This is a genomic window from Ignavibacteriota bacterium (genome assembly GCA_016716225.1).
Classification (GTDB): domain Bacteria; phylum Bacteroidota; class Ignavibacteria; order Ignavibacteriales; family Melioribacteraceae.
The window spans coordinates 2,063,031-2,076,300 of sequence record JADJWT010000001.1 but is presented as its reverse complement, the minus strand read 5'-3'; the positions used below and the strand labels follow the sequence as shown (position 1 = coordinate 2,076,300).

The 13,270-nt window shown below is 27.2% G+C and carries 15 protein-coding genes and 1 pseudogene; all 16 read right to left on the bottom strand.

Features of this window, described 5'->3' with window-relative positions; translation table 11 throughout:
- Window positions 1-359 precede the first annotated feature (359 nt).
- Entirely contained in the window at window positions 360-1,169 is an 810-nt protein-coding gene (locus tag IPM32_09090) for a hypothetical protein (GenBank protein ID MBK8945409.1), read from the bottom strand.
- Window positions 1,100-2,052: pseudogene (locus IPM32_09085) on the bottom strand (DUF488 domain-containing protein). The gene IPM32_09090 and the pseudogene IPM32_09085 overlap by 70 nt, the downstream one beginning before the upstream one ends.
- Before the next feature lie 274 nt (window positions 2,053-2,326).
- Entirely contained in the window at window positions 2,327-2,767 is a 441-nt protein-coding gene (locus IPM32_09080; GenBank protein MBK8945408.1) for a restriction endonuclease subunit S, read from the bottom strand.
- Window positions 2,760-4,664: an AAA family ATPase gene (locus tag IPM32_09075; GenBank protein ID MBK8945407.1), complete on the bottom strand. Its 1,905-nt coding sequence runs from the start codon at window positions 4,662-4,664 to the stop codon at window positions 2,760-2,762. The genes IPM32_09080 and IPM32_09075 overlap by 8 nt, the downstream gene beginning before the upstream one ends.
- On the bottom strand, window positions 4,651-5,154 hold the full coding sequence (locus tag IPM32_09070; GenBank protein ID MBK8945406.1) for a hypothetical protein: 504 nt from the start codon (window positions 5,152-5,154) through the stop codon (window positions 4,651-4,653). Before IPM32_09070 ends, IPM32_09075 begins: the two co-directional genes overlap by 14 nt.
- A gap of 1 nt (window position 5,155) precedes the next feature.
- Window positions 5,156-5,713, bottom strand: coding sequence for a hypothetical protein (locus IPM32_09065; GenBank protein ID MBK8945405.1), 558 nt, complete (start codon window positions 5,711-5,713; stop codon window positions 5,156-5,158).
- Window positions 5,710-5,865 carry a hypothetical protein gene (locus IPM32_09060; GenBank protein ID MBK8945404.1) on the bottom strand — a complete coding sequence of 52 codons (156 nt, stop codon included), beginning with the start codon at window positions 5,863-5,865 and terminating at the stop codon, window positions 5,710-5,712. The genes IPM32_09065 and IPM32_09060 overlap by 4 nt, the downstream gene beginning before the upstream one ends.
- 244 nt (window positions 5,866-6,109) lie before the next feature.
- Window positions 6,110-7,213, bottom strand: a complete 1,104-nt coding sequence (locus tag IPM32_09055; GenBank protein MBK8945403.1) for a HigA family addiction module antidote protein — start codon at window positions 7,211-7,213, stop codon at window positions 6,110-6,112.
- Between the two features lies 1 nt (window position 7,214).
- On the bottom strand, window positions 7,215-7,523 hold the full coding sequence (locus IPM32_09050) for a type II toxin-antitoxin system RelE/ParE family toxin (GenBank protein ID MBK8945402.1): 309 nt from the start codon (window positions 7,521-7,523) through the stop codon (window positions 7,215-7,217).
- 303 nt (window positions 7,524-7,826) lie between these two features.
- Window positions 7,827-9,386 (bottom strand): hypothetical protein, encoded by a 1,560-nt coding sequence (locus IPM32_09045; protein MBK8945401.1) that lies wholly within the window; start codon window positions 9,384-9,386, stop codon window positions 7,827-7,829.
- Window positions 9,387-9,744: 358 nt separating this feature from the next.
- Window positions 9,745-10,251, bottom strand: coding sequence for an AAA family ATPase (locus IPM32_09040; protein MBK8945400.1), 507 nt, complete (start codon window positions 10,249-10,251; stop codon window positions 9,745-9,747).
- A complete protein-coding gene (locus IPM32_09035; protein MBK8945399.1) occupies window positions 10,235-10,423 on the bottom strand; it encodes a hypothetical protein in 189 nt (62 codons plus the stop codon). Before IPM32_09035 ends, IPM32_09040 begins: the two co-directional genes overlap by 17 nt.
- An 8-nt stretch (window positions 10,424-10,431) precedes the next feature.
- Window positions 10,432-10,884 (bottom strand): hypothetical protein, encoded by a 453-nt coding sequence (locus tag IPM32_09030; GenBank protein ID MBK8945398.1) that lies wholly within the window; start codon window positions 10,882-10,884, stop codon window positions 10,432-10,434.
- A gap of 35 nt (window positions 10,885-10,919) precedes the next feature.
- Complete coding sequence (locus tag IPM32_09025) at window positions 10,920-12,710, bottom strand: AAA family ATPase (GenBank protein ID MBK8945397.1); 1,791 nt, start codon at window positions 12,708-12,710, stop codon at window positions 10,920-10,922.
- Complete coding sequence (locus IPM32_09020; GenBank protein MBK8945396.1) at window positions 12,707-12,922, bottom strand: KTSC domain-containing protein; 216 nt, start codon at window positions 12,920-12,922, stop codon at window positions 12,707-12,709. The genes IPM32_09025 and IPM32_09020 overlap by 4 nt, the downstream gene beginning before the upstream one ends.
- Before the next feature lie 51 nt (window positions 12,923-12,973).
- On the bottom strand, window positions 12,974-13,264 hold the full coding sequence (locus IPM32_09015) for a hypothetical protein (protein ID MBK8945395.1): 291 nt from the start codon (window positions 13,262-13,264) through the stop codon (window positions 12,974-12,976).
- Window positions 13,265-13,270: the final 6 nt, after the last annotated feature.

Here is a 13,270-nt window from a genome sequence, read left to right as displayed (position 1 = left end):
GTAAATATTTCCATTCTCTTTCAAAAAGTAATATACTACAAAAAAATCGCCATTAAATCAGTAGAACTACTGATTTGATTAAAAAAAATCAAATTATACCAAAAGTCAGTTCACTTGTATTAAATAATTTGTAGGAAGTAATTATTTGAGACTTCTGAAAATTTTTTTACAAACTGTTATTCCCACGGACTTGCCTGCGGTAAGCAGGAGTGGGAATCCAGAGAAAATCTAATAGAGTACTACCATTCTGCTTCGGGTAGGTCTGCACTGCAATGACAAATTGAATATTTCGGAAACCTTTATTTCTTATTTGTATAAAAAATAATACTCAAATAAGAAGACACATAAAATCATTACAATCATTCAAACAAATTTTTTTCTTCTTTCTTTGGATGAAAAGTTCCGATAATAATAAATGGATTTGGCGCTCTAAACTGATTTAATTTTGTTGTTCCTAAGAAAAAGAGAAGGTCTTTTGTTTTTGCAAAATCATCGAAGTATTTTTCTTTTACTTTCTCACTTGCAATTTTTTCATTTTTATATTTAATTAACATTTTCCAATATAATGCACCTGTCTCCCAATCTTCTATCATTAGTTTGCTAATCTTACCGGAATCATCTTCAAATTTATAAGAAAATTTATATGGTAGTTTTCTAACAATTTGAAAATTTTGGTTTTTTTTCTCAAATAAATTCATTTGAGATAATGCTTCTTTTTTTTGAGTATCCCAATCATTAGTATCTTTTTGAATTATAAAATCATGTACTATAGTTGGTTTAAATGTTGCCAGAGAAACTACTTTATTACGATCTTTCGCATCTTTTATCAATTCTGTGAGGTTAGTATATACTTTATTTTGTAGAACTAAATATTTTCTTTCAAACCAATTATTTTCGGTTCCAATATTTTTAATAATTTTAATTGGTGAATCTTCAGTAACTGGTCTAAAACTTTCTGGTCTGCAATCACTTTTATTTTTTATAATATCAATTTCTATCCAATCATATTTTTTATATTGAAATATGTAATCTAATTTTCTAAACGGTATCGGATATAATCTTATCCAGGTCCCGTCTTCAAGAACACCTGCAGTAAATACTAATTCATCATATCTTCTTGATAAAGTTGGATATGTTTTAACAGTAATAAGAATTTTCTTAATTGCCAGTATATATTTTGAACAGAAAGTTTACTCGTTGACAAATCTTTTATCGACATTGCTAATGGGATTCGATGGCATTGATGTGTATTTTTTTCAGAACAAGTTAATGCAACTCGTTTATATTTATCCAGAAGATTAAGTATAAATTGTTGGTCTTCCAAATTCGATTTTAATGTAGTTTTATTATATTCCTCAAAAAGCATATCATAATCTAATTGCGTATTCAATTCTTTTCTTTTATCAGATACAATTCCCAATTCCGGAAGATGTACATATTTTAGTCCCAAATTTTCACATGCATTTTTTAACTGATTTTTAGAAAATCCATATTTCATACTTCGCGGAAAATTTCTTACATCACATAAAACTTTTACATCCAGTCCAATCAGTTTATTAAAATATTCTTCTGAAGTTAAACCTTCGTACCCAATTGTATAAAGTTTTTTAATACTAGAATTAGGAGTTACTGATTTTACTTTTTCAATTTCTTTTTTACTCAATCTATCTTCAGCAATTGTACTTTTAATTGCATAATAAGGATAATTTACCTATGTATATTTAATTAAATCATCCGTGTTATAATTTTTAAATTTTTCAAACAAATTTATTATTGTAATTCTATCTTGATTTTTAATCTCCTTAAGATAATTCTTCTTGTCAATTTTAATCCAAGCTTTATTTTTAGCATCAATTTGATTATACTTAATCATTGTGTTTAAATCAGCATTTGTCTGAAAGGAAAATGTACCGTATTTATAAGGCACAAAATGAAAAGAAGGTTCTGGTTGCTCTCTAGTAAATAAAAATAATAATTTCTGTAAATCTATTTTTCCTAATTAGAATCGAAAACATCCAAAAGTGCTAGCAGTATTTTTCTTCTATAGTACATATAATATTTTTTTTAGTTTTGATTCTAAAAATAACTAACTCTATTATCGGTAACAAAAAATGTTTTATTTTACACCTTCAGGTAATACATCTTTTTTTTTTATTTTTAACCTTTGGCATACTGATTCTCTATATACCTAAACCTACGGCGGTATAGTTTATTCGCTCAATTGCTTTTTTGAGTGAAGCAACTCTGATTTCTGGCTGACTAAAAAGTTTTTCAATTTTCTCAACAATTTTTTTTCTCTGGAAGTGGGGGGAGTGGGATTTCCAAATTACAAGTTTTTTTGCATTAACATTTGGTTGACCAATACCTGCTGAACTTTTTTGATTTGAATCCAGTAATTATTTGACTGAAAGAAAAGATAAATATAATTGGAGCAAGTATTGTCCTTCAATTGAACTCGAATTAAATATGATGCAAAAACAGAAGCTGGAATTTTTCCTTTTATTAAAAAACTCTTCCCAACAGTCGCCCCTGTACGAGCAAAAACAATATCATTGTCTTTTAATAAATACTTATTCAATTCATCATATTCAATTTCACAAAAAAGAACAATTTCCCAATTTACATTTCCATTTTGGATATCTGTAATTCTCAATAGTTTAAGACCAACTTTTGTAATATTTGAAGATGCTGTATAATCATAATGAATTTTAGCACTAATTTCACCAAGCTTAATCAGAGACCAGTTGGGAGGGAGGGTTTTAGTCATTAAATTTAAGAGTTTTATTATTTACAGAGTATTCTTCTCCAATACATAATTCGTCATTATTCATATCAGATGATATCATTGATGTAGTTAGTATAATTTGATGCTCAACATCAAACTTGCTTGATAATTCAAGAATATTTTCTTGAAACCTCTGACTTCTTATTTCTTCCATACCTTTATCTTCGGTATTATCACAAATTATAAATCTGGGATATCTGAAAAAATCTAATTCAAGTGAGGCAAAGAAAATTCCGAAACGTACAGCATTTTTTAATAAAGTATTTGAGCTTTCTGAAAAGTTATTCTTACCATCAAGTGTAAAAGTATCTTTTGTAGGACTAAGTTCGACATTTAGACCATATTTAAATTCATCTTGTCTTTCAAGATCTTTTTTCAAGATCAATAATGTATATTTTTCAATTGTTGCAAGACTTTTACCATATCTTTCGTTTTGTTTTCTTTCTGCGAGTAAAATTTTATCTTTTATTAAGTTAATTTCTTTTTCTAATTTTAATAACTCTTCTTTTAGTAATTTTAACTGGTTTGATGCGTTCAATTCTTTTCCAAGAAATTGGATTTGTGCTTCTAATTGACCTTTTTTAACATACAAAGATTCAGTTTCACTGTCCCTTGTGCTTCTAACTTCCTCAAGAATTTCATCAATATTTCTTTGATATCTTTTTATATTTTCAATGATCGTTGCAGTTTTTAAATTCAATCCTTTTAATTTTTCTTTTTTTTCTTCAAGTAATTTCTTTGATTCTTTTATTTGATTTTCTAATTCAATTCCCATTCGGGAAAGAGTTGATTGTTCTTCATTTTTATTAATTGGGTTTTTACATAAAAAACAAATATCATTAATAGAGCTATCTTCTAATGGAGATAAACAGTTTGGGCAATGTGTTATTTTAAGATATCCAAGATTTTCTCTTATTAAAGACGAATCATCCAAAGACTTTTTTCTCTTAATAAGTGACTCAATAAAATAATTTGAATCTTCAATATCATATTCATATTTTTTAATGTCCTCAAGAATTTGTGAATAAGCATGTTTTTCATTAATAATTTCATATTTTAACTTAGTATAAACTAATTTTTTTCGACTATCTAAAACCACATGTTCTTTTTCTTTTATTTCCTTTAATTTATTCTGAACATCTTTTAATTCTTCCTCCGCTTTTTGAATATCCATCTCAATTTCATTAATATCTATTTTATTACCAAGTTCAGCATATATTTGTAAAATACCATGCGTTTCCTTTTTTTTATCATCAAAAGTTCTATTTAAGTCTCTTAGAGAAAGTCTATCGTTATATAAATCATTGTCATATATACCAAATAATAATTCAGTTATTGCTTTCCTTGTTAATGGTGAATCAAAATCTTCATGCTTGAACAAAGATAAAGTTGGACTTTTTTGATCAATATAAATAAGTCTCAAAATTTGATTAAGTGTAATGTTACTTTCATTGTCATTTTTAAGTTCAGGCATATTTAAAGTTGAAAATAAAATATTCGAAAAACTTCTCTGGTTATCAGTTTGACGATATGGGAATATTTGCCAACCCTCAGATGAATTAGAATCTTCATATTTTCCCCAATAAACATACATCGGTTGCTGTGAATTTTGGGTAACTAAACGCCTAAGTGTAAAAATTGAATCATTTACAGAAATTTCAGCTATTACAGAGTCTGCTTTGCTAGCTTCTGTAGTCCAATTATTAAAATCACCACCTAAAACATAGAATATAAAATTAGATATGGTGGATTTTCCAGAACTATTTGTTCCTCTAATAATATTTAGTTTTGACATAAATTTCTCATCAAAACCAATTTGTCCATTTTGGCCAATAACAACTAACCGTTGTAATTTTAGATATGGTTTATAATACATCATATTTGTATTCCATCAATTTTGTACGTGCTTTTAATCCGTCGTGACCATTAAGTGAAATTTTATTTAGTACTTGTGTAATTGTATTAATAACCAACTCATTCTCTTTATTTCTTAATTCAATTTGCTCTTTTAACACTCCTGGTAATTTTCTATCATTTCGCTTAACTAAATTGTCCATTAAAGAATCTGATTGGATTAAATTCAAAGAATTTAAAAAATTTATTGCGCTTAATTGATAAGGTTTCATTTTCAAAAAAATTTTTGTGCTGTCAATTATAATTTCATAAGGATTGTATGTGCCAATTAAATTTCTCCTCAAATGACCAATATCCTTTGGTAATCTAATTCTTCCTATTTCATTTGGGAATGCTAAGTAAAAATCAAAAATTCTTAACTTTTCAATTTGAATTTCATCCTTTTTCTTTTCAAGAATCTGTAGCATTCTAAAAGTACAATGAAAAAGATCGAAAACTGGATTATAAATTAACATTTCATTCCCATTTTATATGACAATTACCTGTTAAAAAATATAACATTCCATTTATTTCATCCTTGTAAATTCTAAGATAATTTTCATCAAGTTCATCAAATAATGGCTGAATCACTTTTGAATCAATCAGCTGATTTATTTCAGCTTTACTTAATTTATTTTCTTGAATTTTGGGTAGTATAAAAGTTTTAAAGTTATAATTAACATGTGCTAAAAGAGTTGCATAAATTTCTTGCGCAGATTCAAAGAGTTCATATTTTAACAGTTTCTTTGCAAACTTTTCTTTCATAATTAAAGCATCTTCAAGTAGATCTTCGCGGTTACCTCTTTTTAGTTTTTCATTAAGCCCAATAATTTCATTTCTATCAACTGCTTCTTTATAATGCATTAATTCGTCAATAATCTTATCAACAAGAATATTATCATCTCTTTCTTTTTTGAATTTCTGCATTAACTTACATAAATAACTAGCTCTTTTTTCACTTTCGTTAAAAATGTTTATATCCCTACCAGCAACATGACCGCCAGTATTTATTTCTTTTTGAGTAACTTTATTCATTTTTTAATATCTCTACCAGCAACATCTCCTTTTGCATGAATATTTTTCTGTTTTACTTTATTTTGATTTTTTTTTATTACTGTTTTAATAACTAAACCCATTGTAAAAAGGCTAATAAGAGCTATTATTATTTGTGTTAAATTTATTTCCATTTCATCTCCCAAACTTAATAATATTTAAGCTGCTAATTCGCTATTTATTTCTTGTAAAAATTTTTCATACTCAGAACCAAATAAATTATAGAACTTGCCAAGCTCACCTTCGCATCAAATGGAAGTTCTATCTAAATTTTATGTATTTTATGCCTTATTTAACACCTTATTACTTCTCACTGGCATCACCAAGTTTGACTAAAATCGAAAAGGGAGGGAATTTACTTTTATTACTCACTTAAATTTAATTCTCGACAAAATATTTTTTTGGAATTTTATCTGCAATTGTTTCTTTATAATCGTTTAATCTATTATATGTAAGGTATTTGTAGTATTTAAGTATACCAACAATTACTGAAGGATTAAGATTTAATTCTCTTGTGGCAGCATCAACTCTATAAGCTGAAATATAATGTCTGATATCTTCAAAATAATCTAATATCAATTTTGTCTTAAGAATACTGGCAGCAAAATCATTAGCTTCTTTTTCAACATCTAAATTAGATTCATCATTCAAATTATCAATAAAAACATCATTTTTGTTTTTTACATGCAATAAAATATGTCCTATTTCATGCGCTATAGTAAACCAAAAATTGTCAAGTCTATCGTATCTTTTTGTATAAACAATAGTTGGATTATTCTTGTGAATAAAAGCAGCACCATCCAGATATGTTTTTGAAAGATGGCTAAGACATAAGAATTTAACACCAACTTCATTTAAATCTGCAATAAATTTAGATACTCCATTTTTTTGAACTGAATAAGCGCTTAAATCATTAGCAATTTCATTTAAGCCTTTTTTATTGTATTTACTTACTGAGATTTCTTCAGAAACAGATTGAGCTTTTTTTGTCCAGGCAAGTAAAAAATACTTATTAAAACTTTCAAAAGCATCAGATTTTCTGCAATTCGGGAATGCCAGATTGTCAATAAAACTGAAATCTAAAGTTGATACATCCCAAAAATTTGTAAATATAGATGTAAGTTCCTCCGTATTTTTAGGTTTCTTAATCCAACCTTTTTTAACCATATCGTTTATTGGCATTCTTTCATAGATCTTGCTTTTAATTTCAACATCTGAAATTTTTAAATCATTTTCCTTTAACCGCAATCTATAATTATTCTCAAGATTCAACCAATATTGAGGAGATTGATTAAACGCCTTACTTAATAATGTAGCTGTATTAATATTTATTCTTTGTTTGTTATTTAACAATTCACTAATTGTTTTCGGATTTAAACCTAATACTTGGGCTAAATCTTCATTCGACCAACCCCTTTCTTCCATTTCTTCTTTTATAAAACTTCCCGGACCAATATTTAAATATGGTTTTAATTTAGCCATGTTAATCCTCGTAATGATTAGATAAGTTAATTATATTAAACTTACCGATAGTTTTCTCATCATTTTCCCATTCAACTTCAATTTCTAACCTGTATTTTCCATCAATACGCATCGAGTATATTTTTTCTGATTCAAGATATTTAAATTTTAGAGAAGAAGTTTGCCATAAGTCATGAATGGTATTTGCTGCTTCAATTTGCTGTATTCTAATAAAAAATTTTTCTAATACATATTTTTGAATACGAAACTTTTTACTTTTTCCTGTTTCATATAATTTTATCAGCTCTTTATCCTTAATTTCCCAATCCAAGTGGATATCCAAATTTATGTTTATTATCGTAGATTATCAAGTCATTTATTACTACTTATGTAATAAGTATAAATTGAATTTATGAAAATTACATATTTTTCCATTATGCTGCTAATTCTCTATTCATTTCTTGTAAAAGATTTTCATACTCAGAACCAAATATTTATAAAACTTTCCCAGTCCCCCTTTAACATCAAATCCAAAATATTTACTTTTTCTTTTTCTTAGGAATCTTCAACAATGAGCTTTCCATTAAATTCATGTTAGGTTATTTCTTATTCAGTTTGTGCAAATTTAGATTGCCTATCTTCTCCAATGATAATTTAAATTACCACAACTACATCTAATCTTTTTATTTACATCATCATATTTATTAAATGTAATTGGTCTTTCACATTCAGTATTACCGCAATAAAATAGTTTTTCTAATTCTTTTACATCTGCCCAAAAAGCTTTCAAGTCACCAAGAGATAGGTTGAAAGGATTGTCATGCGAAGATAAATTACCCAGAATTGCTGAGTTTGCAACTCTGTCTATAATTTCGGTTTTATCTTTTAAATCGTTACTATGTTTTGAAATTTTAGATTTAAGTTCATTCAATAATTCATCAGACATTCTTTTCTCATTAACCTCGTTATAACGAAAACCAACTTTTACTTCAAGATTATAACAAATTTCTTTAAGTAAATGTTCAAGATATTTTCTGATGGAATTTCCAAGATTATCTACAATACCATTATTTAATTTATAAATTATTTGCTCTTTTAACTCCTTAGGCTCTTGATCTAAATAAGTGCCTTTTTCGTTTGACCACCTTATTTCATTTATTAACCAACTCTTTTTTTTCGCTATTTGTCTAACATATTGAAACCATTCATGTTCATGTGTTAATAATATTATTTGGTAGTCTGCAAATTTTTCAAATAATAGGTTTGCAAATCTTTCACGGTGTGTTGTATCAAAGCTAGAAATTACATCATCCAATATTATAAACTGATTTTTATTATTAAATGCTTTTACTGAAGCTAGAAAGAATGCTAATCCAAAACAATTCAAATGAGATTCGCTAAAATATTTTTGTGGTGCAGTGGTTAAGTTACCGTTAAAATCATATTCAATCGTTAATCCGTTTAACTCATCTTCTTCGCCAATAATAACAATTTTAATTTCATGGATAAGTTCACCAGGATTCATAAACTGATAGAATTCATTAATCGGTGATGAAAAAGATAAAATAAAATTCTCAAGTTCTTCTTTTTGCTTTTTAATAAATTCGTCATAAATAATTTGTAATGAACTTTTTTGCTTTTCGAGTTTCTCTTGAGCTTTTTCTATATTTTTGATTTGTAAAAATGCGTCTTTAGAGGAAGTAATATTCGAATAGATAATTGTTGAATTATCTTCTTCAAATGATTTATCAATAGCTAATATTCTGTTATCAATTTCAGATATAATCTTGAAATCATCTTCGGTTAATTTTAAAGTGTTACATTCAATTAAATTATCACCGGAAGTAACCTTTATTTTTCCGGCTTTTTGGTACTCACCAATTTTTGATTTGATGGATTCAACAGCATCTTTAATGTTTTTATTACTTTCCCCACTCAACAATCTTTCAGATAACAATGTATCGAGTCTTCTGATCCTATCAGTGCTAAAATTAATTACAGTTTGTCGTGCATTATCAAAACTGGATTTCTTGTAGCTGGATTCTTCAATTAGTTTTAGTCTAGCTTCTATTTCTTGTTTCAATTCTTCAAGCTTTTTTGATTGCAAACACAAAGGACAAGTCTCTTCTTCGTGATACTTTTTAGTAATAACATTTTTACCGGCAATTAAAAGTTCTGATAAAAATGTTTGCATTATACCTTGAACATCTTTGGTAATTTTTTCAAATTCGTTATAGTATTTAAGATATTCTTCGTCATAAAAGGTTATTTCATTTTTTATGCTTTTAAGTGATTCCTTACATTTTTCCAGAAATTCTTTTTCTAAAACAAAAGTATTGTTGGAAGGTTTATTAATTTTTTCAAGAGCTGCATCTATTTCAGCAAAAGAGTTTATTTCAATACCTATCTTCAGAGGTTTTATAATCTCATTTATTTTTTCAAATAAATCTTTCTCCCGACCGACAGTAGCTTTTATCTTATCTATTAAAATCTGTTTTTGAGTATTAGTTTGATTTTCAAAATTCTGACTTCTAATTTCTGATTTTATCGAATTAACGGCTTTTTTTTAAAATCTCTTTTACTTTCGTAACATCTGAGTAACCAATTATATCTGAAAGATATTTTAATTTTTCTCCCCTTGTTATATCAATGAAGTTTCTTAACGCATGATATCTTAACACTAAGTTTTCACTTTCTGAAGATTTTATGTAATTCGTGTAATCCTCAGAATTAATTGATAATTCAGTACTAAGTTTTTTTCTTTTAAAAAATAGTTTCTTTTCACAATCTAAGACATTCCAACTATAATTTATTTTCACAGTAGATTCATCAGCTTCTGATAAGTTGGAATTTCTTAATGCTTCCTTTAAGTCAATCTCAGAACCACTTAAATGCGAAACTTTATCCGTATAATACCATTCAATTACATCTGTAATGCTGCTTTTCCCGGAGCCGTTTTCACCAAACAACAATATTGACTTACCATCTAATTTGATAGTAAGTTTTTCTTTGATTCCTCGTAAACCTTTTATCTCAATATTTTTAATCTTTACTGGCATCTTTATCTCGCAATTCTTGGAGTTTATTTTTTACGTTAGCATCTGAAAATTTATCTTCATTATAGAGGTCATATAAAGCATTTGCTACTGTTGAATCAACACCTTGTATTTCTTTAAGATCATTGAAGAATTCATCTAATATTTCTTTACCGGATTTTACTTTTTTGCTCATAAACACCTTTATTTAAAATATGACCAATCGATTTTAAATTCAGTTTTCAGAATAGAATTTTGTACTTCAAAACCGGTTTTATTATTGCAAATTGGATAAACTCCATGCTTATCAACAAAATCCAAAATGAAATAACTTTCTAAATCTTCTATTCTATGTTTCCAATTACTTTTAATTATATCAAAATTTATATAAGTAAATAACAAAGGTTCAACTTTTCTGTAGTTCATCAATCCAACATTTTTAGATGTACCTTTAAAATGGCCATCAAGCCGTGTTCCAATACTATTGGTTTTCCTTTCGCTCATTCCAATATATAATAATTTTGAAGTAGTAAAAGGATATTGAACTTCTATGGTACTTGAGAAAATAAAATATAAACCAACAATGCCGGAAAGTGTTTTAACATTGCTTAATTCAAATGATTTTGGACTATCAAAATATATGTCTATAAAATTCATTTTAATAAATTTTTTATTTAAAAATATATTTTCATCTAATTATATATAGTTTCTATTTTTTTCTTTAAACTTTTGCTAATCTTAAAAGAATCGCTCAATATATATTTAATTGCTTTATATGGTTTATCAGATTTAGGTTTATCTTTTATTCCCAATTCGTCTTCTATATCATTTTTAAATTTCACTGAATTCCCAAACGTATTGTCAATTGCATTTTCAATTAATTTATTTTTTTCATTAGCGTTTCTTTTACTTTCTTTAGTTTTTTCAGGTTGATTATCAATATCATAAACTACTGTATAAGGAAGTGAAAATTTATTCAATAATTTAATATATGCTGGAATACTATCCTTCCCTCCACAATCAATAAGTGTTACATCATATTTAAATTCATTTAGAATTTTTGCAATCAATGGGATTACAGATTTTTCTGTGGATCCTTCGAGCAATATAACTTTCTTAGCAAAAAATAATTCACCTCTTTCTGGATTAATCCAACGTATCATATCAAATTGTTTTTTGTCTTCATTTTTTAAAAAAATATCTTCACTACATTGTAAAATCTTTGATCCTACTTCAATACTTTCTTTTTTTACAATGCATATCGATCTATGGAAATTTAAATCGATAAATGAACTTGAATGAGTGCACAGTACCACTTGATTCTCCTCTTTTGAAAGCTCTACTAATGCAGAAAATGATTCTCTTTGAGATTGAGGGTGCAGGTATAATTCTGGTTCTTCAAAAATAAAATAATTGGTTTTAGAAGCCTTCCTTTTTGATTTTTTTATACTAGTTTCTTTGTTAGTGATTGTTTTTTCCTTCTCATCTTCCCTAATAATTTTTGCCCAAGTTTTAATTAAAGCAAAAATCAAGTATCTTTGAAGTCCATGTCCTTTCCTCTCAATATCTGTTCGTATTCCATCGTCAATCCAAATTTCTGCACCGACTTTAAATATATCATCTATATTCGGTGGCGTAATTTCAACATCAATTTTTGTATCCCAACGTTTTAATTCTAAATCTAATAATTCTTCCAATTTAGAGAGTTCTTCGGGTCTCTGTTTGTTGGGTTTTCCATCCTCAGTTAACTTATTTAAAACACCAGCTAACTGAGTTATTTTATTTTTCGCATCAATATATTCTTTGTTTTCAATAGACATTCTTGTAATAACTCTAGAGTATAACTGACCAAAAACTGAATTTTCTCTAGTTGATAATTCTTCTTTAGCATTTTTAACTGATGGTATAAAAAAGACTTCACCAAAAATACCTTTTGCAACATTCTTAAAACCTAAAAATGGTGTAGATTCAATTGAATACTTAAACTTCAACTTGGAATTATTTATTTTTATATATTCTAATTGACCTTGTTTAAAATCTTCTTGTGTAATCTTTCCAGCCTTTGGCAATAAATTATATAAAGGAAGTGTAGAGGCAATTTCTCTTTTAGTGAATTTTGTAATGTTTTCTTCCTTTAACCATTCTACATTTGGTTGTTCAATGTAACCATTATATTCGTTTCTTCCTTCCTTAGAAATAGTCTTTCTAACACGAATTGTATTTTGAGAAGTAACATATTTTGTGAATGTTGATTTTTCACTTTCATTAAGTTCTCCAAAAGTGATTTCAACGAATAATTCGTTTTCCACTCTATGGAAATCCATGTCATTTGCTTGAATTTGACCAAAAAACAATAATAAGGCAGTCAGGATATTTGATTTACCATGATTATTCTGACCTATAAAAATCATTAGGTCTTGAAATTCAATATCTACATGTTTTATAGATCTCCAATTACTAATCTCAACTTTGCGAATTTTCATCTTAGTTTCCTAAATCTATATCCGCCTTTTTTGATATGTTGATCAAAATATTGACCATGAGATGTTGCATTCATTAGCCCATTATATTTACTTTCCGGTACATTATAGTATTCATATAGACCGCCATTTAAAAATTCAATTTGCAAAATATTTGAACTATTATCATAGCCGACTGATTTTAAATTAGATGAATTCACGTGTTTTCGTTCCATAATTTAACCTCTTTTTTTAAACCAATAAATATTTATTATTATTTATATAAATTAAAGTTCACTATAAATATGAGACATCCCCTTATCGCCTTTCCTATAACCAGGTCTTGGTCCATCAAATGTTTCATCTAATTTTGTAATATTATTGGCATTTCCTAAATCAAACATTTTCCAGCCTAATTTACCGGATTCTGAATAACCACTTACTTGAAAAGCACGCAGACCTTCATTCGCAGCAGTAGTTACTCCATGACAATGAGGTTCTACTACCCTTGTTCCTCCATTGTAATAATACTGCAATAATTTTTTATTGCGTATAGCATCACATATTAGTGAATTCATAACACC